General features: G+C 43.6%; 24 protein-coding genes and 1 tRNA gene. 12 read left to right on the top strand and 13 right to left on the bottom strand.

Annotated elements, in window-relative coordinates; genetic code table 11:
• Window positions 1–487 precede the first annotated feature (487 nt).
• The 4 genes from DW096_RS18645 to DW096_RS18630 all read left to right on the top strand — a co-directional run bounded on the left by DW096_RS18645 (window position 488) and on the right by DW096_RS18630 (window position 3,916).
• The gene (locus DW096_RS18645) at window positions 488–733 is read left to right on the top strand and encodes an AlpA family transcriptional regulator (RefSeq protein WP_118113047.1); all 246 of its coding nucleotides are present in this window, start codon (window positions 488–490) and stop codon (window positions 731–733) included.
• Window positions 714–1,463 carry a MarR family transcriptional regulator gene (locus DW096_RS18640; RefSeq protein ID WP_118931235.1) on the top strand — a complete coding sequence of 250 codons (750 nt, stop codon included), beginning with the start codon at window positions 714–716 and terminating at the stop codon, window positions 1,461–1,463. The genes DW096_RS18645 and DW096_RS18640 overlap by 20 nt, the downstream gene beginning before the upstream one ends.
• Complete coding sequence (locus DW096_RS18635) at window positions 1,457–2,062, top strand: hypothetical protein (protein ID WP_118931236.1); 606 nt, start codon at window positions 1,457–1,459, stop codon at window positions 2,060–2,062. Before DW096_RS18640 ends, DW096_RS18635 begins: the two co-directional genes overlap by 7 nt.
• A gap of 303 nt (window positions 2,063–2,365) precedes the next feature.
• Window positions 2,366–3,916: a mobilization protein gene (locus DW096_RS18630; RefSeq protein ID WP_120028775.1), complete on the top strand. Its 1,551-nt coding sequence runs from the start codon at window positions 2,366–2,368 to the stop codon at window positions 3,914–3,916.
• Between the two features lie 102 nt (window positions 3,917–4,018).
• Here the strand turns inward: DW096_RS18630 and DW096_RS18625 are convergent, their stop codons facing one another.
• Window positions 4,019–4,582 (bottom strand): Crp/Fnr family transcriptional regulator, encoded by a 564-nt coding sequence (locus DW096_RS18625; protein WP_118295918.1) that lies wholly within the window; start codon window positions 4,580–4,582, stop codon window positions 4,019–4,021.
• 160 nt (window positions 4,583–4,742) lie between these two features.
• Here DW096_RS18625 and DW096_RS18620 point away from each other — a divergent pair, with 160 nt between their 5' ends.
• From DW096_RS18620 to DW096_RS18610, 3 genes are read left to right on the top strand one after another with little or no spacing between them, the layout of a single operon-like run.
• Window positions 4,743–5,069: a multidrug efflux SMR transporter gene (locus DW096_RS18620; RefSeq protein WP_118931237.1), complete on the top strand. Its 327-nt coding sequence runs from the start codon at window positions 4,743–4,745 to the stop codon at window positions 5,067–5,069.
• Between the two features lie 13 nt (window positions 5,070–5,082).
• A complete protein-coding gene (locus DW096_RS18615; protein WP_118931238.1) occupies window positions 5,083–6,276 on the top strand; it encodes an MFS transporter in 1,194 nt (397 codons plus the stop codon).
• A 45-nt stretch (window positions 6,277–6,321) separates the two neighbouring features.
• Entirely contained in the window at window positions 6,322–6,753 is a 432-nt protein-coding gene (locus tag DW096_RS18610) for a hypothetical protein (protein ID WP_158589306.1), read from the top strand.
• A gap of 189 nt (window positions 6,754–6,942) precedes the next feature.
• On the opposite strand, the gene DW096_RS18605 is transcribed toward DW096_RS18610, so the two are convergent.
• The 10 genes from DW096_RS18605 to DW096_RS18560 all read right to left on the bottom strand — a co-directional run bounded on the left by DW096_RS18605 (window position 6,943) and on the right by DW096_RS18560 (window position 17,578).
• Entirely contained in the window at window positions 6,943–8,118 is a 1,176-nt protein-coding gene (locus tag DW096_RS18605) for a site-specific integrase (protein ID WP_118931240.1), read from the bottom strand.
• A 679-nt stretch (window positions 8,119–8,797) separates the two neighbouring features.
• On the bottom strand, window positions 8,798–9,253 hold the full coding sequence (locus tag DW096_RS18600) for a lipocalin family protein (RefSeq protein WP_118931241.1): 456 nt from the start codon (window positions 9,251–9,253) through the stop codon (window positions 8,798–8,800).
• Window positions 9,254–9,325: 72 nt separating this feature from the next.
• Window positions 9,326–9,646, bottom strand: a complete 321-nt coding sequence (locus tag DW096_RS18595; protein ID WP_118931242.1) for a hypothetical protein — start codon at window positions 9,644–9,646, stop codon at window positions 9,326–9,328.
• A gap of 614 nt (window positions 9,647–10,260) precedes the next feature.
• Window positions 10,261–10,935 carry a recombinase family protein gene (locus tag DW096_RS18590; protein ID WP_118931243.1) on the bottom strand — a complete coding sequence of 225 codons (675 nt, stop codon included), beginning with the start codon at window positions 10,933–10,935 and terminating at the stop codon, window positions 10,261–10,263.
• Between the two features lie 105 nt (window positions 10,936–11,040).
• Window positions 11,041–11,487 carry a RadC family protein gene (locus DW096_RS18585; protein WP_118931244.1) on the bottom strand — a complete coding sequence of 149 codons (447 nt, stop codon included), beginning with the start codon at window positions 11,485–11,487 and terminating at the stop codon, window positions 11,041–11,043.
• 348 nt (window positions 11,488–11,835) lie between these two features.
• Window positions 11,836–13,755, bottom strand: a complete 1,920-nt coding sequence (locus DW096_RS18580; protein ID WP_118931245.1) for a hypothetical protein — start codon at window positions 13,753–13,755, stop codon at window positions 11,836–11,838.
• A gap of 555 nt (window positions 13,756–14,310) precedes the next feature.
• Window positions 14,311–15,510: a site-specific integrase gene (locus DW096_RS18575; protein ID WP_120028774.1), complete on the bottom strand. Its 1,200-nt coding sequence runs from the start codon at window positions 15,508–15,510 to the stop codon at window positions 14,311–14,313.
• Window positions 15,511–15,607: 97 nt separating this feature from the next.
• Window positions 15,608–15,683: transfer RNA gene (locus DW096_RS18570), tRNA-Lys, on the bottom strand.
• A gap of 94 nt (window positions 15,684–15,777) precedes the next feature.
• The gene (locus DW096_RS18565) at window positions 15,778–16,893 is read right to left on the bottom strand and encodes an AI-2E family transporter (RefSeq protein ID WP_057282121.1); all 1,116 of its coding nucleotides are present in this window, start codon (window positions 16,891–16,893) and stop codon (window positions 15,778–15,780) included.
• Window positions 16,894–16,978: 85 nt separating this feature from the next.
• Window positions 16,979–17,578, bottom strand: coding sequence for a thymidine kinase (locus tag DW096_RS18560; RefSeq protein WP_057282122.1), 600 nt, complete (start codon window positions 17,576–17,578; stop codon window positions 16,979–16,981).
• A 110-nt stretch (window positions 17,579–17,688) separates the two neighbouring features.
• On the opposite strand from DW096_RS18560, the gene DW096_RS18555 reads away from it, so the two are divergent.
• From DW096_RS18555 to DW096_RS18535, 5 genes are all read left to right on the top strand, one after another.
• Window positions 17,689–18,273 (top strand): hypothetical protein, encoded by a 585-nt coding sequence (locus tag DW096_RS18555; RefSeq protein WP_117966393.1) that lies wholly within the window; start codon window positions 17,689–17,691, stop codon window positions 18,271–18,273.
• A gap of 13 nt (window positions 18,274–18,286) precedes the next feature.
• Window positions 18,287–18,961: a 16S rRNA (cytidine(1402)-2'-O)-methyltransferase gene (gene rsmI / locus DW096_RS18550; protein WP_005828441.1), complete on the top strand. Its 675-nt coding sequence runs from the start codon at window positions 18,287–18,289 to the stop codon at window positions 18,959–18,961.
• A 34-nt stretch (window positions 18,962–18,995) separates the two neighbouring features.
• Entirely contained in the window at window positions 18,996–19,874 is an 879-nt protein-coding gene (locus DW096_RS18545) for a hypothetical protein (RefSeq protein WP_005828438.1), read from the top strand.
• 87 nt (window positions 19,875–19,961) lie between these two features.
• Window positions 19,962–20,660: a YjjG family noncanonical pyrimidine nucleotidase gene (locus DW096_RS18540; RefSeq protein WP_118931246.1), complete on the top strand. Its 699-nt coding sequence runs from the start codon at window positions 19,962–19,964 to the stop codon at window positions 20,658–20,660.
• 52 nt (window positions 20,661–20,712) lie between these two features.
• Complete coding sequence (locus DW096_RS18535; RefSeq protein ID WP_008665785.1) at window positions 20,713–21,378, top strand: MarC family protein; 666 nt, start codon at window positions 20,713–20,715, stop codon at window positions 21,376–21,378.
• A 59-nt stretch (window positions 21,379–21,437) separates the two neighbouring features.
• Here DW096_RS18535 and DW096_RS18530 read toward each other — a convergent pair whose 3' ends face one another.
• Both DW096_RS18530 and DW096_RS18525 read right to left on the bottom strand, forming a co-directional pair.
• On the bottom strand, window positions 21,438–22,955 hold the full coding sequence (locus DW096_RS18530; RefSeq protein ID WP_005828430.1) for a RagB/SusD family nutrient uptake outer membrane protein: 1,518 nt from the start codon (window positions 22,953–22,955) through the stop codon (window positions 21,438–21,440).
• Between the two features lie 17 nt (window positions 22,956–22,972).
• Window positions 22,973–25,789, bottom strand: coding sequence for a SusC/RagA family TonB-linked outer membrane protein (locus DW096_RS18525; protein ID WP_074668637.1), 2,817 nt, complete (start codon window positions 25,787–25,789; stop codon window positions 22,973–22,975).
• Window positions 25,790–25,807: the final 18 nt, after the last annotated feature.

Genomic DNA, 25,807 nt, shown 5'->3' with positions numbered 1-25,807 from the left:
TCTGTGATCCGCTTGGTATCCGAATTAAGCCTTTTTTATTGGCGGAATATCAAGCGTTATCTTTTCATTATCAGAGTCTTCCGATATTCAGTTGTAGCGTTCTATTTGAGTGAGTAACACAATGTGGTAACACATATTTATAAACTCACATGACAGACTCTCTTTGTTCGTCTTCTTTGCAAAGATAATGTTTCCTTTTGAAACTGCGCCCATTTTATGTGGCTATTTTTCTTTTGCCCCCTTTTTCGGCTATGATTATCTTTCTTACCATCAATTGCTCCCTCTTTTAATATCTTGTGTAACTACCTGAAACATTGCATTTGAATATGAAAGTGAGTATGAAATCGCCTTCATATAATAATAAGCGTTAAGTTTCCGGCTTTAATCATTTTGAAATTTGTTTTGCTCGTGACCAGCTCTGTACCTTTGTGTCACTTCCTGATTGAAGGTACCACAATCGGAAGCGATTTAACTCTTAAAAAAAGACATGAAACAGGAAAATTATATCAAAGTAGTGAAGGATGTGGTTCAACGTATGGAAAGGCATACCGATGTGGTGATGAACGTGAAGCAGGTTGCGGAATATTTAGGCCTGTCGGTTGATGCAGTGCGTAAGCGTTGCCAGCGTAAACAGTTGCCCTGTCATCTCAATGCCAAGCATCTTTATTTTAGTAAGCTGGAAGTGGATGCAGCCCTACTTAATCGTAAACGACATGGAAGTGAGTCCTTTTGATTACATGAAGCAGTTCTGGCGAGAGAATGAAGTACAGATGTTTTCAGCAAAAGAAACTCAACTGTATTTCTTTTTCCTGTCGGAGTCCAATCGCCTGTATTGGCGCAATCCTTTTGGATGCAGCACGCAGCGAATAACTAATAATCTCGGCATCAGTCGTCAAACGCTCTGCCGGTTGAGGAAAAAACTGCAAGACCGTGGACTTATTATTTACGAAGAGGGAAAGAACAATTCTATAGTACCCTGCTATGGATTACTGATAAAGTCGAAAGATTCGATAATGCAGAATGTGACTATAAATGGAACACAGAATGGAACCGTGAATGTGACACCATGTGAGACAGCGGACGGAACTATTATAAAGACACATAAGACAGCAGACAATGAATCTATTATTTCTATGGAAGAACTTCTTCCTTTGGACAGGCTGCAAAGTATTCTATGTGATGATAGGGAATGGATAATGCGTATAAAGGAATATCTCGACAAACAGGGAATCAAACTGGATGAAACAAACATAGGGAAGAGACTTGAAGATTTTTTCCTCTACCTGCAAACTGGCGGTACAAAACTCAAATCGATTGCCGATACGCAAAAGCATTTTGTGAATTGGCTGATGAAAAGAGAATGTAGCAGGGGGAACAAGCAGAAATCATTGTCACCTCAGCAAGTGGGAGTCAAATTGACAGAAGATAATCCGAACAAATTCAAAAACATATCAGAATGGTAAACACAAAATCAAATGACATGATAGACTTCAGTGCATCAGTGCGCAATTTCGCAGAACGGAAAATATGCCTGCAACCGCAACGGCTACAGATTCATCTATCCAATGCAAAAGAGGTGCTGAATGCAGGACTGCAACATTTCTTAGGCGGTGATTATAAATGGCAACCAGAATATGATAAGGTGGCGGACTGGTTGACCGACAACAAAGGGCTTGGGCTGTTCTGCATGGGCAACTGCGGTAGGGGAAAGACCACCATTTGTTTGCAGATACTTCCATGCATCATGCAACACTATCTTCACAAAATTATGGCAATGTGTTTGGCGCGTGAGATGAATCGACACTACGCCGAAGTGATGCAGAACCGTTTACTTATCATTGACGATGTAGGGCGTGAGGAACCATATCAAGAATACGGCAACCGTTTCAACGTGTTCCCTGATTTCGTGGATGATTGCGAACGCAGAGGCAAATTCCTAATTGCAAATACCAACTGTACCAAAGAACAATTAGCGGAAAAATACGGAGAGCGTACCCTTTCCAGATTGAAAGCAATTACCCGACTGGTGGTGTTTGCAGGAGAGGATTTGCGGCATGGATAAATACTGGGCTTGCCCTGATATAGCCCACTATAACTACACGCTTCGCTTCCGTAGTTGTGGGCTCTCCCGAGGGGCTGGGCTTTGCCCCGTCCCACTTATGGCTCTGCCCTAAGAACCCGGTCGGATGGCTGTCAGCCCCCAACACCCCTGACCAAAGAGTGACCCTCTCTTTGGAATCTCCGCCCAGAGGTCTCGACCCCTGGGAACCCCGAGCAGGAAGTGACCCTCTCCCTGCACCCTCCGATTAAGGCTCCGCTCTAATGACCCTTTCCCTATTGTAAATCTGTAAACATCATCATGCCTATGGCACAGAAGACATCAGTCAACATCAAACCCTGCAACATCGGAAGCAGCGAGAAACACAACAGGCGGAAAGCCGAATACCTCGCCCGTGTCAATAAGGAAAAGCTCTACATCCGTACCGAACTCATGACCCGGAACGAGGCATGGGTAGCACCTGAATTTGAAAATTCGACACTGACCGACCGCTACAATCAGATAGCCGCGATGGTAAAGGAAAAGACAGGTCGGGCGATGCAGACCAAAGACCGGGAGCGCGTGAACAAGAAGACCGGGAAGGTGACCGTCGTGCGCGGCAGCACTCCGCTCAAAGAGGGTGTCGTGGTAATCAAGGATGATACCACGATGGAACAGTTGCGCCGTTTCTGCGAGGTGTGTAAGCAGCGGTGGGGAATCACAGCTTTGCAAATATTCATCCACCGTGACGAGGGGCATTACGGCACTCCCGGAGAGACTGCCACATGGAAGCCCAACCTTCACGCTCATATCGTATGGGACTGGATGAACCACGACACTGGGAAATCTTGCAAGCTGGATGATAAAGCCATGAGCGACATGCAGACGCTTTTGGCTGAGTGTCTTGAAATGGAGAGGGGCACCTCCAAGGAGCAGACGGGAAAGGAGCATCTTGAACGCGCTGATTTCATTCTTGCCAAGCAGAAGCAGGAAACCGAACAGGTAAAGGCGGAAAAGGAAGCAGCCGAAGCCGACAGGGATGCCGCGATCCGTGAAACGGACAATGCCAAATCCGAACATGAAAAACTCCAGATTGGAAACGAGGAGAAGCGGCGGCGCAGCGTGGAACTTGACAGCGAAATCGCCGAAAAGGAGGAACGCGCGAGAGAGGTTGACCGGGAGAACACGGACAGCATAAAGTCCGGCATCGCCAACCTTTTCGGCAAGGGCAAGTACGCAGCCATCGAGCAGGAGAACGAGAGACTGAAAGCCGAGAATGAGCATATCAAAGAATCTTTCCCCGATGCCGTCAGGAAAGAGGTGGCGAAACGGACGAAGGCACTGACCGAGGCGAAGCGTGCGGTCGAACTGGAGCGTGACAGTGCCATGGCAATCGCTGACACTTATGAATCCGAGAGGGACACGGCTCTGCGACAGCTTCAGGAGCAGAAGACCGGGGAGCAGCGCCGCATCAGCATGGCAGTGAGCCGGGCAACGGCGGAGAAGGACAAGACCATAGAGCGGTTGCAGGGTGAACTGAAATCGAGCCGGGATATTCTGAATATCATCGCAGATATTCTCTACAAGGCAAGCGAGGTGTTCAGGCGAGCCGTTGAAGCGATTATCCATTTCGCCACGGAGCGGTACAAGTCTATCTTCTCTCCCTCTGAAGCCGCCGACATCAAGAGCGTGATGCAGAGCTACGGAGAGACCACGGAGCAGCAGAAAGCGGTCGGCGCATGGCTCTGCGACTATGCGGAACACCGACAGCCCTTTGATGAAATAAAACATCGCCATACACTCAACGAGGTTGGCGATGTCGCGGAAGGTCGGTATGACTGGAAGGTTGAGAGAGGGCGAGGCGGAATCAGCCTGTAATCCTTTTTTCACAATCCTCTTTTCAAAATAGTGCTTGGGAAGCATATATTTTGGCTTCTTTGTAGCACTTTTGATATTTATGCTTTGACTGTTTGCTCGAAGTTATCTTACTTTTGCCCTAATCCGGCTCAGACTTGCCTGCGTTACGCCTAAATAGGTGGCGATACTTCCCAACGGCAATCGCTGTAACAAATCTGGTTCTTTCTCCAATAGCTCCTTATACCGTTCCGAAGCGATAGCGGACAACATAGAAATCAGCCGTTCCTCAGTGGCAAGCAGCTCCATCTCCGCATAACGCCGTCCCCAATTGGCGATGTGCAAGTCTTCCGAAAACAACTCTTTCAGTTTTTTCCTTTTCAATACATATAAGACGGAATCTTCCATCAATTCCATTGTTTCATATCCCGGCTCGTCATTTACATAGCCTTTCATAGAAACAAGGGTCGCTCCCTCTTTGCCGACCCAAAAAGTAATTTCTTTTCCATCCACCGAAGTATAGGCACGGACAATGCCTTGTTTAATGAAAAAGATGTCTTTCTCTACCTTGCCGCATTCCAATACTCGGAATCCTTTGGGATATGAGACTTCCGTCAGGCATTGTCGCAACCTGTCCAAAGATGCGTCCGGCATGGCATATCTTTGGTTGATGATTTCCTTTATATCCATAGTTCATTGCTGTTGTTAGTGTGCAAAATTATAAAATAGCATACGGAAACGAGAATAAACAGATGTTTTTTGTCAAATGAAAAGTCTGTTTTTGCCAAATGCAAAAAGCTATTAGGGATTGCTTATTTATTTTTGCGCCCGAATTTAATAAATCATAGGTATGAATTGGATAATCTTATTATTGGCAGGATTGTTTGAGGTGAGCCTCACATTCTGTTTAGGGAAAACGAGAGCGGCATCAGGAGTTGAATTTTATTTGTGGGGAAGCGGTTTCCTTGCCTCTACCGTACTGAGCATGGCTTTGCTTGCCAAAGCAGTACAGACTTTGCCTTTGGGAACTGCGTACGCCATTTGGACGGGAATCGGAGCGGTTGGTACGGTTTTGATTGGGATATTCGTTTTCAAGGAACCTGCCACTCCCATACGGCTTTTCTTCCTCTTCACGCTCATTGCATCCTTGATAGGATTGAAAGTCGTGTCATACTGAAAGGAAGTGACAAATGAAGTATGAATTAAGGGAAAACCAAGGCATTCCGGTACCTCTGCTGGCTCTGATGGCAGTTGCTACTGGACTTTCCGTTGCCAACTGCTACTACAACCAACCTTTGTTGGGTAGCATGGCAAAAGATTTCACGGTAAACGACTTTTCTGCTAGCATGGTAGCGACACTGACACAGATAGGCTATGTGACCGGACTTGTGTTTGTCATCCCGCTTGGTGATTTGGTCTCACGAAAGAAGCTGATATTGACCAATTATATCATATCTTCGTGCGCCTTGCTTGCCATAGCCCTTGCCCCGAACATCTATTGGGCGTGGGGCGCATCATTGCTTGCCGGCGCATCTTCGGTTATGCCGCAATTTTTCATTCCGTTAGTATCTTACTATTCACCCCCTGCGCACAAGGTGCGTAACGTAGGGATTATACAATCTTGCCTGCTCATAGGCATTCTTGGTTCACGGGTATTCAGTGGCTTTCTGGCTGACGTATGTGGATGGCGTTCCGTCTATTTTGTGGCTTGCTTGTTTATGCTCGGATGCTTCCTGATGATTCACAGGATGCTACCCATGCTGTCTGCCAGTTCTCAAGAAAGTTATGCAAGGTTGATGAAATCTTTGTTGCGCCTGCTCTCCCAATACCCGTACTTGCGTATAGCATCGCTGAGGGCGGCATTGGCATATGGCTCGTTCTTCGCTTTGTGGAGTTGCCTTGCTTTTCGGATGAAACAGGAACCTTTTTTTGCTAGCGACGACATTATCGGAGCACTCGGTTTGTGTGGACTGGCAGGTGCATCCGCGGTGGTTTTCATCAGCGGCTACGTCCAAAAGTATGGTGCGAGGTTCTTCTCTATTGCCGGAGGATGTGTAGTGTTGGCTGCATGGATACTGGCATTTTGGGGGAATGACAGCTATTTGTGGATAATAATTGCTATCTTGCTGATTGATGCTGGTATGCAATGCATCCATTTGTCGAATCAAACCAGCGTAGTCGCCCTTGACGCATCTGCCATCAATCGTATCAATACCGTTTATATGACCATTTACTTTTTGGGTGGTTCTGCCGGTACATTCGTTTCCGGTCTGTCTTGGCAGCATTATGGGTGGACAGGTGTAGTATGCACGGGAATATTTTTCATAGTGGCTTCTCTCCTTGTCAATTGCTCAAAACAAAAAGTTGATCCGGCTGGAATGTAACATATTCATTTTATAAATAAATTCGCTCCAATGAAAATCGTATTTGTGTGTACCGGTAATGCAAGCCGCTCGGCAGTTGCCGAGGTCATTTTGAGAAAAATGATTCAAGAAAAGAATCTTGAGGACATTGAGGTGTCGTCATGTGGAACAGATGTTCCATACGGACAAGAACGTGAAGGAATCATGTGTCAAATAGCGGCGGAGCATGGATATTCGATGGGTGGTAAGGCTGTGATGATAACTGCGGAATTGGTTAATGCAGCAGACCGAATCATTGTTATGACAAGGCAACATAAGACCGAAGTGATACGGTTATTGGATCCATCACATTGGAATTGTATCGCATTATTTAACGACATCTGTTTCGGAGAATCTTCAGACCTCCCGGATCCTCACTATCAGTCAGCACAGGTATATTACACATGCTTCAATACCATCGAGAAAGGATGTAGGGAGATAGTCAGGAAATTGAAATAATCGAACCCTTGTCACCATCTTTAAGTTGTTTTCCGGGAGTTAATGTACCCGGCTTGTTTCTTGGACTGTATATAATATTGATTTTCAGCAGTAGTAAGAAATTCCTTGACAATTGATTATCGTTAATTTGCCATCTGCATAAATAGCAAACAAAAAGGAGATGTTTTTCATCATCTCCCTTTTGAATTTTTACTTCCACGCTCTGAACATCTTATCCCCAATATTCTGCGACACATATTGCATTGGCAACTTTGCATAAATTTCAGTTGTCTTTATTGAGGTATGCCCCATCATAAATTGTAATACCTCTTTGGATATACCCTGTCCGAGAGCCACCGTACAGGCGAATGTATGGCGGGCAATATGTGTGGTTAATGGGAAAGAACAATTGAGAGCCAAGCCTATACCTTTAAGGAATTGGTTGTATTTCTGATTGGAGGTTATTTCCATCTTGTAATTGTTACGTTCCAAGATTTTCTGTGTAATTGGTAGAATGGGGGTTACAAACTCATTTCCTGTCTTTATACGATGTCCGTCAATGTAATCTTTGCCATCAATGGTGACAACGTGCTGTTCATAATCGAATGATTTGGCATCGCTATATGCCATGCCTGTAAAAGTCTGGAAGAGAAAGAAGTCAAGATACCTGTTCATTACGGCATCCGTGCTTTCTTCCCGCATCCGGATTAGCTTTTTCACTTGTGCTTCGGTGAGGTGAGGACGGTCGCTTTTCTCCCCACGTTTATCTTGAAAACGCTCGTATGGATTTTCCTTGATAAGTCCGAGACGGAAAGCTTCAGCTACATACGACTTAAACCGTTTGTGATAGTTGTGGATGGCAGCCTGGCTTCTTATGATTGGCTTCCCTTTCATCGTACAGGTTTGCTCCTCCCTTATGAAAAGGTCGAACTGATAGATATGTTGCAAGGTTACATCATCAAAGGTTTTGAACTTGTCGAATCGTTCAAGTGCTTTGTATGTGGTTAAATGCCCTTTTCGAGTACCTTCGCGAAGCGGACGATTATTGATACGTTCCCTGAGCCATGCCATAAAATTACGGCGATTGCCACCGTCTGCACTTAGGTATGTTTTGAATTGGGCAATGGTCATATCATCCTTATTCACCTGCATGGCTATAAGAATATGCTCAAACTCTGTCACTTTCTTTTGGATTTCCTCATTGATAACAACGGCACGCGGATGATTAACCACCATTCCATTCTCCCATTGGTCGAGGGTAACGTTATGTCCTGAATGAAAATAACAGCGTTCCCTTTGTAGGCAAACTACGATTTCAATGGCTCCTGCCACTGTTGTTGTGGCTTTCTTCTTCCGGTTGAAGAATAATCTGACGTACTTACTCATAATGGTAACACATTTGTGAGATTGGTAACACAGCTACGGTAACACAAAAACCGTCCCGAGGGGGCTTTTTACGTCCAAGTGTGTCGCTTTTTCTCGTTTTTTTTTGATGGTGTTACCACCTTATATACTGCCTCAAAAGAATGGATAACTGACTGAGCATCAGAGGCAGTGAATATTTTTGAAAAGAAAAGGTCTTCATTGCTGAAGACCTTCTTTGGTGATCCGCTTGGGGCTCGAACCCAAGACCCCAACATTAAAAGTGTTGTCTCTCAAGGCATTTAAAAGCCTTCGCCTGCGGCTCGACTTTCAAATGCAACCTGCTGAGCAAGCGAATCTTATCCATTAATCAGTAGTTACACAAACTCTCAGTTCTTTTACCTTTGGTTTAACTCTCGGTTTAACTGGTTCATTGATTTAACATTAAATTTACTATCTCTAATATGGCTTATCTCCTGTTACAATTTAGGGGAAATATCCACTCTTAAATTTGAATTAGTACGGGTAATAGAACATCACAATTAGATTACTTCATTAGGTATGCTGATTGTGAGTTAAAACTTATGTGGGTATGAATATGGAAGTTCCCCATATGAAGAAGAATATTTCAAGATTCGTACCCACATAAAAAAACAGCATAAGAGTTTCCTCAAATGCTGTCCCGTTTAAGTAGCTTGGGGAATTAATTAATCTTCTTATAGGTAGTCGTAGTAATATCGTCTAACTCCAAACCACCGTCATCCGTATTATCCCAATCCTCAAAGGCAAGTACCAGCTTAGTAGCTGTAAGTTCATTGATAGTAAGGACATCCGAATAGCCGTCATTGTAGGAGATAGTCAGCTTATTGTCTTTCAAAGACCAGCGACTTGTTTCTGTATATCCACCGTCCGCATAGCCTTCTGTGCAAGTACCATCAGCTTTGAACTCCCATAAGCCATTGGTGTAGGCTTCATCAGAAGTTACTACTTCCTTGCCATTCTCCACTTTGTGAATCTTCTCCCAAGTGGACTGCCATTTACCTATAAGGTTGGCTTGTTCAATGATTGTTTGTTCATCTTCATCATCGCTACATGCTGTAAAGTTTACAGCCAACATGACCATTAATAAGGTCGTTCCAATTAATCTTAAAGTTTTCATTGTTGTTAAATTGATTATTATTTACGATTATAAACTACTATGTCCGTTGTCATTTAGATATGCTGATAAGGTTTATTCATAAACTTTTTCATCAATCTTGTTGCCCGACTTGTCATATTCTACTTTCTTGTAATAGCGTCCATTCTCATCCTTATATTTGGTAGAAGCAGGCTGTCCATTCTCATGGTAGATTGTTCTTGATGTGACTTTGCCGTCCTTATATTCCCTTGTTGTACCGTTCTTAAATTTGACCGTACCTGTAAAGGCTTTATCGCTACCTTTCTCGTATCTGTAACCATTGACGGTTTCAGTGTCCTCGCTATTGACGGTTTTGTTAGAATTACCACAGCTGGTAAATGCAATGATAAGTAAAAAGATAAACAAGTATTTCATAATGATAATGATATTATGCCTACCTGTTCCCTACGATAAGCTGTTATAAAATAAAAAGGTGTGGGAACATACTGTCTTATCTCATTCTCAGGCTCTCGCATTGCCTTTGGTACGGATAAAACAATAGCCCACACCATAAGACAATATCTAAGCCCAAAGATTGGGTAGGTATATATCTATGATGTGGCGCTACTGCTATCATCTTCGTACCGTTATCAAATTTGCGAGATTTGAGAATGGAAGATAATTTCAATAACACCTTTCGTTAAATATGTCCTTCCAACTCCTTGACGCATCAGTTCATTGGAATTGGTGCAAAGATAGCGAAAGGTTCTAAATTAATAGGCATGAAGTGTGGATTAATAGTAACTTCCATGCTCTCAAACATGGTCTGAACGGGATATTTAATAAGATTTGCATCCATACTCTGTAAATCCATGCGGGTATCAAAATGATAAATCCCCTTATAAGAAGTGAATTTTAGAAATTGTTACCCGTATGAATTTATAAAGCTAAAGTCAATTTCTCCGACTGAATTTGAGGGTAGGACAAATTTAGATTGGGGTATATAAGACTGACCTTGTTCTAAATTTGTCCTGCCTTTCAAAGTGATTTCACGACATCAACCCTGCTCTGACAAGCAACCTCTTGACTTGTGTAATCTGAAACTTGCATCCTTTAGATGTAACGAAGCCTTGCTCATTTAACAGACAAGTCATTTCAGATAATGATTTGCCTTGCATTGATAGTGACCGTAACAGTGCTATCGCTCTCATGTTATTTGGATTGTTATCTGCTTTAGCCTTGTTGGTAACGATACTATTCTGAACTGCTTGTTCAAATTTATTCATCAAATTCTCCGATTTACCAAGCTGAACACCCCTTGCTTTCTTGGCTTGAAGTGATTGTTTGGTTCTCTGACTGATTAACCCTGCTTCATATTCAGCTATGCTACTTATGATATGTAAGATTAATCTGTTAGCCTGTGGAAAGTCACAGAAGACAATCTCAACATCTGATTCTAACAGTTTAGAAGTAAATGCTACATTCCTTGACAACCTATCCAATTTGGCTACAATCAGAATAGAGTTGGTTTTCCTGCACATTGCCAAAGCTGCAAGAAGTTGAGGTCTGTTAGATTTCTTCCCACTCTCCGTTTCAATATATTCAGCAAGTATGGGCTTATGCTTCACATGATTGTGTATAATCTCCCGTTGTGCTTCCACGCCAAGACCCGATATTTGCTGCTTCATGGTGGATTGCCTTAGATATGCTATATATGTCTTCATAATTCACAATTATTAATAGTTGGTTACAAATGCTGAACGAACATTCAGCTTATGTAAGTAAGGACACCCAACTTAAAAATTGAATGTCCTTTTCAAGATGATACGCTATAACTGTCCTTCGTCTGCGAAGCTGTAATATCCTGCATCTGTTAATATGAGGTGGTCTGTAACTGTAATCCTCATAAGCCTTGCAGCATCCTTGACCTGCTTAGTAATCTCCATATCCTGCCTGCTTGGTTTCAGATTACCGCTTGGGTGATTATGTGCAAGAATGATAGCTACTGAATTAGTGAGCAATGCGGCTTGTAGAATTACTCTGACATCAACGGTTGTGTCTGTTATTCCACCCTCTGATATGAGCGTGTAACCTAAAACTTGGTTGGATTGGTTTAGGAACAAGACTTTGAAATATTCCTTGTAACAGATTGTACCCTCCTTATATGTGGGGAGTAAGACCTTGTAAGCGTCCTCCGAGCTATATATTTTACTCCGAGCTTTCGATGTGGATTTGTAAGTGAGTTCCACTTCTCCAACTGTGTAATCAGCTTTCATAATCTATCTATAATTGAAATTTAAAGGGTTATTAATTGAGCGGATTTAACAAGAACAAACCCTAAACACAAGTGAATTTCTTCGCTTGCATCTAAGGCTCGTTCTATGTCTTTCCCTAAATATTCAATCAAAGGAAGTTCGGAGCATTAGTGAGTAATTGGTCGGCTACGGGAATAGAGTTGTGAACATATACGCTGTCAACAAAGAATGTCTTTTTAATTGACGATGTGAGGTGATAGTGCAATTATTAAAGCATTCTTTTTTCTTCGGCAGGTATAAGGGGGACTAAAATAGGGGTGCAGTCAGACGGAACGAAGTTCCGGCTGGCTGCGCCAGCCTGCACTTCATTTAATGTCGGTTCAGTAATTCATCTTTGAACTTCTCCAGTTTGATTTTAGCACCGTCCCGATTGCTACGCTTCGGATCGAAATAATCCTTGATGATAGCTTCGGACAACGTACACATCATTCCTTTCTTACCGTCCCCATATCGGGAGTAGGTTATTCCGTGGCACTCCAACAGGTGTCCAATCCTGTCAAGCACATTCTTTACGGGGATATATAAATCGTTACCTGTTTCCGATTCAAATTCTCTGATTATATCATTAAGAAACTCTGTGCTGAATCTTCGTTGTAGGGCTTCTTCCTGCTCGGTCTGTTCCAACAGCTTCTTGATTGCAGTCTTGCTGTATTGTTGTTGCTCGATAACTTCCTGCCCCAATTTGAAGAACGCATTTATAAGCCATTCTTCCTCCACGCACTTGGCTCGGAGAAGTTGTACGGCATTTTCATCCTCCTTGATGTTGCTTAAGACGGATACAATGAACTGCCATTTCTCTTTGGTCTTGGCTGCTTTGATTCTGTAAATGTCATCTTCACCGACCACTTCTTCTTCGGGCTGGAAGTCCACATTGAAATATCCCGTTGCTTCGTATGCCTGTCTAAGTGCATCGGGTGAGAGATAATATCCTTTCACCTGCTCGTCAAGTAACAGTTGCTCTATGGCGAACCTGTCAAATCCGTTCCGCTCGGAATTTAAGACTTCATTCAACCGTAGCCGTTTTAGTTCCTTATCATAATATTTGGAATCATCAGCTTTCAGTTTCTCCTTTTGAACGGCTCGGTAAGATTTAATCCTTGCGTCAATATCCTTGTAAATTTCTTCTTCGGATTTAACTTCAAGCTCGTTGGGAATTGAAGCAATAACCGTAAGCGAGTTGTACCTCTTTCCGTTGGGGAACACATGCCTAAATCTTCCTTGACACTGAATAGCTTCGGTAAACGGATTGATTAGGGTGTGCTTCACATGATCGTAGTTCGACAACACCAGCACATCGCAAAGTTCTTTCAGATTGATGTCTATTGACGGGAAGAACCGCAAGGTAAACAAGTTCACTTTTCTTAGAGGAAGCTCCAACTTGTCCGTGCTGTGTTCCAAGAAACGGCTCTTTAGCTTATCGGCACTTTCCTTTGAACAGAATACCTTGTAGTCTTCCTCTTTTATTATTCCGTCATGCAGCAATGATTCCACGATGTTACATATACCCTCTGTTGTCTTATAGAAGATGCACACATGGGGAGAGCCGTAATCCAACAGGCTTTTTACTTCCTGCTTCACCCGACTGTAAAAGCTACGGGTCGTTATCAAAGTCATATCTTCCCGATAGTCATAGTCGGGCTTAATTTCTACCCACCTAAATTGGTGACGTAAGAACAGCGTTAAGGTGTACTTGTTCGGCTTTAACGGAGTGGCGGATACGAGAGCCTTTCCCTCAAACTTGAAGAACTCCTTCATCGGGGAAGATATGCTCCTACGGTAATCCGTGTCTTCCGTTATATGTTCGGATTCATCGTACAAGTTGAAGAATTCCTTATAGATGTTCATCTTCAAATTCTTTGCCGCCTTTAAAACTTTATCCCGAAATCCTTCGGGAGTAGTGATAATTTTCTTGTACTTGATTTTGGAGTTGTTAAGGTAGGCGGTCAGCTTCTTTACGGTTACTTCCTTGAACACTCCTTGTGCTTCGTCAAATGCTTGCACTTTGTTCTCCACCGCAGAACGATACGGCTCGATCACGATAGAATTTCTTGGACTTAACTTCGGGTTCAATTCCATGTAAGTAGCACCTGTACCTGTCATTACCTTATTAATAATGGCATTACTCGGTAGCATGGGGTAGCCTTGTCTTTTTAAGGCCTCGGACAGATACTCTCCCTTGTGGATGTTCAGTACCTCCACGTCCAATGTTCTGTTTGCCGCGTCATTCATGGTACATTGGATTTAGGGGGTAAGAAACTTGGAAGAACTGGTTATTATATGGGCGTGATGATTTTGTTACCCCACCCGAAGAATGGAGTTCAGACCCATATAACGTTGTAAAACTTGTGAGCCGATTAAGACTTGTCGGGGTGACAAGTACCGATTGGCGGCTCAATCCAATTGTTCGGATTCTTAAATTCATTGGCATAATTAGATGAATTTAGAAATTTAACAATTGGACTAAGGGAAATAAAAAAGCTCCTGCAACCAAGTTCCCTTACGATTGGATATAATTCACCCTTGCAAGGTGTGAATGAATCTTCATCCAATAATAAATTTCGGAAGTCATCGCTCCGAGAACTTAGTTGCAGAAGCCGCTACTTATGCAGTAGAATTTAATTGCTGACAAGCTTCTTATATGGTTGCCTTTCTTGATTATCTCACTTGATAACTGCACTGTCACGTGAACCATTAGGAGGGCTTATTTAAGTCTTAGCCCGTATCTTCTACCTCTGTTGTAGAATTGGCACAAAGATATAACTTTTCATTCATATTGCAATGATTTTAAAGTAAATTTTTCATTGCTTCATCTACTTGCTCATTGTCGAAACTGTCGAGGTAAGTTTGTGTAATCTTCTCCGAGCTATGCCCTAAAGATTCACTGATAATAGCCGTTGAAACTCCTGCACGTTTGAGAACTGTCGCATACGAGTGTCGGGCAACGTATGTGGTCAAGGGTAATGGCAACTTCAGTTTATCGCCAATATCTTTGAGGTACTTATTTACCTTTGCCAACACCTTATGCAGCCTGTTTGCAATCTGTACTTCCGTCTTATGAAACGGTGAAAGTATCGGGAACAAGTAAGGCGAACGCTCGTTATTGTACTTGTGAATAATTTCAACAGCCTTATCCTGCAAGGGGATGATGATTTGCTTCTTGGTCTTCTTCCTGTAATAGGTAAGTTGACCGTCCACAATGTTGCTTCGTTCCAACATAGCCATATCAATAAAGTTGATTCCAGCTGTGAAGTAGGAGAACGTAAACAGGTCTATCGCCAAACATTCCATGTTAGACTTGCCTTTATAATTGATGATCTTTTGAATGTCCTGTTTGGATATGGCTCTCTTGGCTGTCTGCTGATTTACCTTTGACAACTTGTAGGAACTGAAAGGATAGGCGGTGGTCTGCTTGTTTTCGATAGCACGGTTGAATACCGCACGTAAATGTCTAAGCCGTGTACCTATGGTATTGACGGCATAATGGTTTGACTTCATCCACTGCTCATATTTCTTTAGCCAAGCAACATCAATATCAGAGAATGGTATGTCAAGATGCTTGTTGAACTTTACAAAAGAAGAATAGGACACTTCAAACATTCCTGCGTATCTTAGCCTATGCTCGTCTTTGAGTGCTTGGATATAGTTTTGAAATTCTTCTCCAACAGATACGGGGTGCTTGGTTTGTAAGGTGTCTGTGGCTTGGAGTAAAGTCGTGGCGGTAAACTCTGCGTTATTGACTTTCTTATCCAAGATGATTCGTTGGTACTCGCTAATCTTCTCGTTTATGAGAATGAGCAATGCTTCATAGTTGGGACACTTTGGCTTGGGCAGATTCTTCTTGAAGTCCCAATGTGCAGGATTGACTGAGATTCCTAAGCTCTTGTACTTCTTCTTTCCATTCTTACAGATTCTCACCATAAGTGGTGATTCTCCATTCTTTAAGACTTTTGATTTGTAGCACGTTACATTAACAGTCGCTTCCATTCTTGGTTTAACTCTCGGTTTAACTGAACCATGTAAACCAGCGCAATTTAGGCATAAAAAAAGAGAGCTACCTTTCGGGGTAACTCTCTGAATTCTTTGGTGATCCGCCTGGGGCTCGAACCCAGGACCCCAACATTAAAAGTGTTGTGCTCTACCTGCTGAGCTAGCGAATCAGACCTTATTGCTGTTAAGCGGGTGCAAAGATAGCTACTTTTGTTTAAAAAACAAATGGATTAAGGGAAAAAGTTTTGATAACGACTTCTGTTTTTACTCTTCTTGTTGATTATCAGTCTGTTCAAACTTGTGAATTTTTTCTCTGTTTATGATGAAACGTTGATAGTAGGAGAGCATAAGGGTAGTAAGCGGAAGTGCTATAATCATACCCAGCATACCCATCAATGAACCCCAAATTGATAAAGACAGTAGGATGATGGCAGGGTTCAGGCCCGTAATCTTCCCCATGACACGCGGTACGATGAATCCGTCTTGAATGACTTGTACTATTATGAATACAGCAAGGGCTGATGCAATGATAATCCAGAAGTTCCCTCCCGTATCCGCTGCTTTCAGTATGGCCAGCACGATGGTAGGTATAAAGCCGATAATCTGCAAATAAGGCACTAGGTTTAAAGCGCCGATGAACAAGCCGAGCCCAATGGCCAGTGGGAAATCAATAATCAGAAAACCTATACTGAACAGAATACCTACACACAATGCCACGAATGCTTGTCCGCGGAAGTATCTGTTCATGCCGTCTTTTACATCGTTCATCACACTGACTACGAAAGGCCGGTATTTTTGCGGTACCAGGTGGGTCCATCCTTCGGCAATGCTTTCGTAATCCAGCAATATGAAAACTATATAGAGAAGAATGAGGAAGAAAGTGAAAAAACTGAACAGCAGATTGACGGATTCTGACAACAAGGACCAGAGCCGGGGAACGGTTTCCTTGATGGCGTTCAGCATATTCTCTTCCTTGAACAATTGGGTGACGAACTGGGTGTCTATGTTCTCACGAAGGAATTCAGAGAGTGTTTTGGGCACATTGCCGTCGTGGGTTCCGTTGGAAAAGTAGTCTATTACCAAATCTTTTACCCTGACGAATTCGTCCATCATGGGAGGCACAAGCAGATAGAAGGCGGTTCCTCCTACAATCAGAATACTGAACAAGGCGCAGAAGATGGATATGACCCGGTTCTTGAGCCTTAATCTGTACTGGAAGAAGGTGACCAGGGGGTATATCAGATAGGCAATGAGCCATGCGATGAAGAATGGCAGCAATACGCCGCTCAGACGCTTGAAGAGCATAAGGATGCCGATAATGATGACACCGAGTATGACACCTCGGATAAAACTGTCGAATGTAATCTTTTTACGTTCCATAATGCTCTGTTTTTAGTTCTTTGTTTGATTCTGCAAGTTCTGTTTTTGGGGAGTTATCGGGAGTTAGAGGCCGATAGTCCTGCAGTCAGTCTTCTTTTTGGTCTGCCTGAATAGCTTGCTGATAGCACTCCCGGCATAGCGGCTCGTATTCTTCGGTTTCTCCCAGCAGCACTTGTTTGTCGTTCTTGACGGTGCGGTGGGAGAAAGAGGCGAGTTGTCCGCATTTCACACAGATGGCGTGCACTTTGGAAACTTCGTCTGCAATGGCGCACAGTCCCGGCATAGGACCGAATGGAATACCCCGGAAGTCCATGTCCAGTCCGGCAACAATGACGCGTATACCATTGTTGGCAAGCTGGTTGCATACATCAATCAGGCCGCTATCAAAGAACTGGGCTTCGTCAATGCCCACTACATCTATCTCTGAAGTGAAGAGCAGAATGCTGGCAGACGAGTCGATGGGAGTGGAGGCTATGGAATGACTGTCATGCGATACTACATCGGCTTCGGAATAACGGGTGTCTATGGCGGGCTTGAATATCTCTACGCGTTGTTTGGCAAATTTTGCCCGTTTCAGTCTCCTTATCAGCTCTTCGGTTTTGCCGGAAAACATAGAACCGCAAATGACCTCAATTCTTCCCCTGCGTTTGGTTTCCTGTATATGATCTTCTGAGAATAATACCATGCTTTCGAGTGTTATATTTAAGCGCAAAAGTAACACTTTTGTTTGCTTTCCGATATTTTTTCATTATTTATTTCTACATTTGTAGCGTTAACACGGACTGTGTAAAGGATATGCAAACCTTATTAAATGACATAGAATTAGATATTCAGGAATTGAAATGTTTGATGCAAGCCATTTCAAGTGATACCAATCCGACATTGAGGATTGTGGCAAAACGGAATATCCAGCAGATGAAGGTACGCTTGGAGGCGTTGCAAGAACTGCTTGAGGAGGCGCCAACGGCTGTTGTGCCGCCCCTGAAGGACATCCCTACTGCTACTACTCCTTTGGCTGGACCGGTTTCTCCGGTTGTACCGGTCGTCCCTGATACAATGAAGATGGTATGTGAGGAACCGGAAACAGTTCATACGGCTGAAGCGCTCCAGACTGTTGTAACTTCGGCATCTCCTATTTTGGCAGAACGTATCAAGCCTGCCAAGGATTTGAGACATGCCATCAGTCTGAACGATTCATTCCGTTTTGTCCGCGAGCTGTTCGCAGGCGATGCTGCACGGATGAATGAAGTGGTACGACGTTTGGGTGAGGCCCCTTCTTTGGACAAGGCTATGGATATTTTCGTTTCGGAAGTGCAGCCGGATGAAGAGAATGAAGCCGCTGTCGATTTTATGGAACTCCTCAAAAAATATTTCAGCTAAACAACCGATAAGTATGGGAAAACTTTATGTAGTGCCTACCCCGGTAGGGAATTTGGAAGATATGACATTCCGTGCTATCCGGATTCTGAAAGAAGTGGATTTAATATTGGCTGAGGATACACGTACTTCCGGCATATTGCTGAAACACTTCGAAATAAAGAATGTGATGCAATCTCACCATAAATTTAATGAACATAAAACGGTTGAAAGTGTTGTTAATAGAATAAAGGGGGGAGAAACTGTAGCTTTGATTTCGGATGCAGGTACACCGGGTATATCCGACCCGGGCTTTCTGGTGGTCAGAGAGTGTGTGCGCAACGGCATCGAAGTGCAATGCCTGCCGGGAGCGACAGCTTTTGTGCCGGCATTAGTAGCTTCCGGATTGCCGAATGAGAAGTTCTGTTTTGAAGGTTTTCTTCCACAGAAGAAAGGAAGGATGACTCGCCTGAAGGCATTGGCCGGGGAGCGTCGTACCATGGTGTTCTATGAGTCTCCCCACAGATTGGTAAAAGCTTTGGCGCAGTTTACCGAACATTTCGGTGCCGGACGTCAGGCATCTGTTTCGCGGGAAATTTCAAAGGTGCACGAAGAAACGGTGCGTGGAACGCTTACAGAATTAATAGAACATTTCACGGCGAACGAACCGCGCGGTGAAATTGTGATTGTAGTAGCAGGAATAGACGATTAAATAACTTCATTAACCAAACGTAAAACGAAAGCGTATGAAAAAGTTAGCAGTTTTAATTGTATGCGCGGCTGTAATGGCTTCGTGTGACAGTTTCTCTGGTGGCAGTAAGAACCAGCTGAAAGCTGAAAATGATTCTTTATTGATGGAACTGACTCAGCGTAATGCTGAATTAGACGAGATGATGGGTACTTTCAATGATATTTCAGAGGGATTCCGCCAGATTAATGCGGCGGAGAGCCGTGTGGATTTGCAACGTGGCGCTGTGGCAGAAGGCTCTTTGAATGCCAAGCAGCAGATTGCGTCGGACATTGAATTTATCCGTAAACAGATGGAAGAGAACAAGGAGCAGATTGCCAAACTGCAATCTATGTTGAAGAACAGCAAAAACAACTCTGTTCAGTTGAAGAGAGCTGTAGAATCTTTGACTCAGGAGTTGGTGGCAAAGACCCAGCGTATTGAAGAATTGCAGGCTGAGCTGGCTTCCAAGAATATCCGTATCCAGGAACTGGATGCTGCCGTGACCGGCTTGTCTAGTGAGAAGGAGGAATTGACTGCCGAAAATGAGGCGAAGGCCAAAACCGTTGCCGAGCAAGATAAGGCACTTAACACAGCTTGGTTTGTGTTTGGCACAAAGAAGGAGCTGAAAGACCAGAAGATATTGACAAATACCGGGCTTTTCAAAAAAGGCCAGGTGCTGAAAGATTCTGATATCAACAAGGACTACTTTACACAAGTGGATATCCGTACGACAAAAGAGATTAAACTATACTCCAAAGATGCTGATATCTTGACCACTCATCCTGCTGGCTCTTATGCGTTGGAGAAAGATGATAAAGGACAGCTGACTTTGAAGATTACAAATCCGAAAGACTTCTGGAGTGTGTCCAAGTATTTGGTAATCCAAGTAAAATAACACTGTTATAAGATTGATACAGAACGGACGCAGGTTATTGGAATTGATAATCTGCGTCTATTTTTATATATACCTTTCCTTTAAGTAATGGCATCTCAATATAAAAACCTCTTTTTTGATCTGGACGATACGCTTTGGGCATTTTCCCTTAATGCACGTGATACATTCGAAGAAATGTATCACAAGTATGACTATGGTCGTTTCTTTCGCTCTTTCCTGCATTTCTATACTCTTTATCAGCATCGTAATACAGAGCTGTGGGAAGAATACGGTAGAGGGCAGGTCAGTAAGGAAGAGTTGAACCGCCAGCGTTTCCTATATCCTCTGGAGGCAGTAGGGGCGAGGGATGTTGCTTTGGCTGAGGCTTTTTCTGATGATTTCTTTTCGGTCATTCCCACAAAAAATCGGCTGATGCCGCATGCTTATGAGGTGCTGGAATATTTGGCGGGGAAATATAACCTCTATATCCTTTCCAATGGTTTCCAAGAACTGCAATGTCATAAGATGCGTTCGGCGGGTATCGACCGCTTTTTTAAGAAGATTGTTCTCTCTGATGACATCGGTGTCTTGAAGCCCTGGCCCGAAATCTTTCATTTTGCACTTTCTGCCACACAATCCGAAGTGCGTGATTCTTTGATGATAGGCGATAGTTGGGAGAATGATGTGGCAGGAGCCAAAGGAGTGGGCATGCACCAAGTGTTTTATAATGTAACAGGGAAGGAAGAACTGCCTTTCCAACCGACTTATCATATCAGTAATCTGAAAGAATTGATGCAGATTTTGTGACATTGAAATTTTTAGTTGTACTTTTGTCTGCAGAAACGTATATTATACAGCTATGGACACAATCTTACCTTTCGCTTTACTTTGTTTTACCTCCTTCTTTACGTTGACAAACCCTCTCGGCACCATGCCGGTGTTTTTGACCATGACGCATGGAATGACAGACCGTGAACGGCAGTCGGTAGTATCGCGCGCCACTTTGGTTGCCTTTATTACGATTATGGTTTTTACGTTTGCGGGACAGTTCCTCTTTAAGTTCTTCGGTATCTCTACCAATGGTTTCCGTATTGCCGGTGGAGTTATTATCTTTAAGATTGGCTTCGATATGCTGCAAGCCCGTTATACCCCAATGAAGCTGAAAGACGAGGAAATCAAGACTTATGCCGATGATATTTCCATTACTCCTCTTGGAATTCCGATGCTTTGTGGTCCTGGTGCCATAGCCAATGCCATTGTGCTGATGCAGGATGCCCACACCATTCAGATGAAAGGAGTTCTTATAGGAATGATTGCCTTTATTTATCTGATTACCTTTTTCATATTGCGTGCTTCCACGCGGTTGGTCAAAATTTTGGGTGAGACGGGAAACAATGTGATGATGCGCCTAATGGGACTTATCCTGATGGTTATTGCCGTTGAGTGTTTTGTCAGCGGAGTGAAACCTATATTGGTGGATATATTGAAAGAAGGAGGCATACCATCACTGGCACACCTCCTCTAAACACTTTATTTATAAAAACACATTGGGAGAATTCCCAAGTTTCTTTAGGCTACTATTGATTAATAGCCTGGATTTTGTTCTATGTTCGGATTGGCATTGATTTCACCGACGGGAATCAACGGGAGCGCTTTCTTGGAGTCGCGGTTGAATGTACGCGCTTCTTCGCTCAGTACGTCGTGCCATCCTCTGTCATTAACGTCCGTGTAGCGTGTAACGGTTTCACCTCGGCGCATAACATCGAAGTAGCGCTGTCCTTCACCTACAAGTTCCTTGCGGCGTTCGATGTATATGCGGTCTAATGTGATGTTTCCGCTGGTTACTTGTTTGCTTTCATCCGTTGTGCGGTTGGAGATGATATCGTTCAGCAAGTTGGCAGCCTTGTTCTTGTCTCCGGCTTGGAAAGCTGCTTCTGCTGCTGACAAGTAAACCTCTGACAAACGCAGCAATGGGACATTGGAGTAACGTACATCTCCGTTTACAGCAGGCATTTTGTTGATGTAAACTTTACGTTTGTCAAATCCTCCTGCTGCCGCTGCCAATAATATGTCGTTACGGATGTCTGCCGGGTCGGATGTAAGCATGTCAGAGAAGTCTTTTGTGACAATTACATCTCCATATCCGGGAGAAGCGCCAGCCTTGTCTGCATATAAGTAGGCAATACCTTCACGGTCTGTCCAGTCAGTATTGTTGTTGATGGAAATCTCGAACATGATTTCTTTTGAATGATTGGCATCACTTTTGCTCCATGCAGCAACATATTCTGACGGTTCCCAAAGTTTGTAAGACGAGTTTGATATGATGTCTTCAGCTACGGATAAAGCCTTGCTCCATTCGCCTTTTGTCATATATACACGTACCTGCAAGGCTTTGGCAGCCCAAAGGTTGACATAACCCACTTCATTAGTTTTGGGCAGTGCATTTGAGTTGATTGCATCTGTCAAATCCTTTTCAATAGCCTCATAACATTGGGCTACCGTGCTGCGGCTTGGCTTTTCTGTCGATTCCAGCGGGGAGGTAGCGATGGGCACACCGAGTGAGCTGCCTTGATCTACCGTATAAGGTTTACCGTAGATACGTGTAAGGTCAAACAGTGCCATGGCGCGCAGAACTTTTGCTTCTGCATCATATTGGTCAATAGTGGCTTTTGCCTCTGCCGCGTCGGTCAGGTTGCCACTTTCTGCTGCCTGAATCAGACGGTTGGCGCGTGCTATGACTACATAAGGCATCTGCCATACGGCTGTTGAGGTGGTGAAATTGTCGGCAGTTGTATATTCCATATAATAGTAGAAGTTTGCTCTTCCACTTCCACCGTTATATTCATATTGGATATCTTCCCCTCTCATGTCACCGTATACGAACATGAGGCGTCCATAATAATTAATCAGGCTACTGTTACCTTTAACGGCAGCATAAAGTCCCGTCCGCACATTGGCCAAATCATCGCTGTTCTTGATTGCGGTTTCAGCATCTATTCCGTCTGCGGGTGACTGATCCAGCCAACTGTTGAGGCATGATGAAGTGCTGACTGCCATAGCTGCGCAAAGCGTTGCTGTGTATAATGTCTTTAATATTTTCATTTTCGTATCTTTATTAGTTAGAAATTCAATTCTATTCCGAATGTATATGTTCTCAATGCCGGAGTCTCAAATGTGCATAGTCCGTCTACACGCATTTCCGGATCTACAAATAAGTCTTTAGACTTCCATGTAAGCAGGTTGGAACCAGAGAAGTAGATTCTGGCTTTGCTGAGCCCAAGCTTGCTGATATAGTTTTGCGGAATGCTTACGCCTAATGTGAGGTTCTTCAGACGTAGATAATCAGTAGGCATCAGCCAGCGTGAAGACAGTGAAGCTGCGCTTCCATATTCAAATTTAGGCAATGTGGCATTCGTGTCGCCCGGGCCCGTCCACATCTTTGAGATGTCATAGTATGTCGGTACGGCACCACCGTATAGATATGAACCGCCATTGGAGTGCTGCCAAGTGGAGTAGTCAAAAGCATCACCACCCAATGAATAAGTGAAAGTGAAGCCCAAGTCGATAAACTTCCATTTGAGGTTGTTGGTAAGACCGCCTTCTATACTAGCCTGATGCTTGCCTACAATAGTTTTGTTGGCTTCAGAGATATTTGTAGTAGTCTTGCGGGCGTTCTCTGTTCCGTCATTCAGATAGAACATTTCTTTACCGGTCTCAGCGTCGACTCCGGCGTATTCATAAACATAGTATGAATAGTAAGGTTCGCCTACACGGTGAATCAGCGGTCCTGATACGATTTCATTCTGCTGGCCATCCAATTTAGTCAGTTTGTTGCTGTTGTGTGCCATGTTCAGAGAAGTGGTCCACGTGAAATCCTTGTTTCTGAAATTGGTTGATGTAATGGTCAACTCAAAACCGGAGTTCTTCAGTGAACCGATGTTTTGCGGAGTGGTATATCCATAATTGCCATCATAATATCCGCCAACTTGTGATACGGGGAGGTCGTATATAAGGTCGCTGGTTTTACGCTGATAGTAGTCGAATGTTACAGAGATACGGTCAATGAATGAAAGGTCGAGACCGATATTCCATGTTTTGTTCTTTTCCCATTTCAGGTCCGGGTTTGCAATTCCGACGATTGACATTCCTGACTGTCCATTGTATATGATTCCATATTTATAAAGATTCATATAAGCGTAATAGTCTGAAGGTTGCGTTCCGTTTACACCGTATGACACACGGAGCTTTCCATCTGTCAATACACTCTTGACGGGATTTAGGAAACTTTCGTCTATGAATCTCCATGCTCCAGAAACCGACCAGAAACTTCCCCAACGGTTTTCTCTTGCCAGACGTGAACTTCCGTCGGTACGATAGCTGAGACCGAGATAATATCTGTCTGCGTAGTTATAATTGGCACGTCCGAGGAACGAAGTCATGCGATAGCTCTGTCTGTTGGTCTCGGCACTTGTTGAACCGGCATTTGTCAATTCGTACAAATCACCCGGATAGTCTTGGCCTGCCATGTAGTTGAAAGCATATTCCGTATCTTGTGTTTCAAAACCAAGCAGGGCATCAATATTGTGCAGACCGAAAGAGTTGATGTAAGAGAGCTGGGTTTGTGTATTCAGCTGGTCATTACGATTGACAATACGCTGCATGACACCACCCGGAGCGCCGTTGTTTGAGTGTCTGTCCCAAAGAACATCATTGGTACCTTGTGCGTAATCATAAGCAATCTTTTCACTTAAATTCAACTTGTCCCAAATATTATAGGTCAACTTGATTGTATTGAATGCCTTCATCAGGGTATAAACGTCGGAGCTGTGTTCTCTTTCATACAAAGGATTGACTCCAAATACGCCGCAACCATTGTTTAATGTGCCGTCTTCATTATAAGGGGTTGATGAGGGGCTCTGGAAGAATGCGTAATTGGCCACAGGCCCATCATAGGAGGTCGCTTCATTGGTTTTGTTTTGTCTTACTTTTGAGAATTGGCTTGTAACTTGAACCTCAAAGTCTCCAAACTTATGAGTGAGGTTTGCATTACCAGTGAAACGTTCCAGACCTTGTTTGTAAATGATACCTTCCTGATTGGTATAAGCTACTGAGGTGTAGAACTTGGTACGGTCATTGCCACCAGATACGCTCAGCTGGTAGTTCTGATGAGAACCGTTACGGAAAAGCAGGTCTTTCCAATCCGTCCATCCGGTCGAGGGTTTTGAAGCAAAGTCCTCGATGTTCTGGTCTGCAAAAGTTGCGGCATCTGCATCGGACATGTTTCCGGTGTATAACCCGTAATTCTTGAGACCGGTCCATAAGAGTTCGCGGCGCGAGTCACCGTCGAGCATAGGACGATAATCTATTGCCATGTTTGAGAAACCCCAGTCGGAACGGAAACTTACATTTGTTTTGCCTTGTTTTCCGCTTTTCGTCGTAATGACCACAACACCGTTAGCAGCACGCGAGCCGTAAAGAGAGGCAGCCGCCGCATCTTTGATAACTGTGATAGACTCGATGTCATTGGTATTGAGTGAAGACAAAATATCAGTTCCTGCATCACTATAAGTGAACTCGGATAAGTCTCCACTTGTGACCGGTGTTCCGTCAATAACATAAAGCGGATTGTTTCCGGCATTGATGGAACCCATACCACGTACACGGATACTGCTTACAGAACCCGGATTACTTGAACTTGAGCCAAAAGTAACACCAGCGACATTACCAGAAAGTTTGTCGGCAACAGAAAGAACAGGTACATCTTCCAAGGTGGAAGTGTTTACAGTAGAAGCAGCTCCAGTAAATGATGCTTTTTTAAATGTACCGTAACCGGTAACCACAACCTCTTCAAGCAGCTCAGAATCGGATTTCAAAATTACCTTTACATGAGGTTTAATCGTTACTTCTTGGGTTTGCATACCAACAAACGAAATCACCAGAGTTTTCGCGGAACT

The organism is Bacteroides sp. AM07-18 (genome assembly GCF_003602695.1).
Classification (GTDB): Bacteria; Bacteroidota; Bacteroidia; order Bacteroidales; family Bacteroidaceae; genus Bacteroides; species Bacteroides uniformis.
Note: the sequence above shows the minus strand (reverse complement) of the source record. Positions and strands in the feature narration are given on the sequence as shown.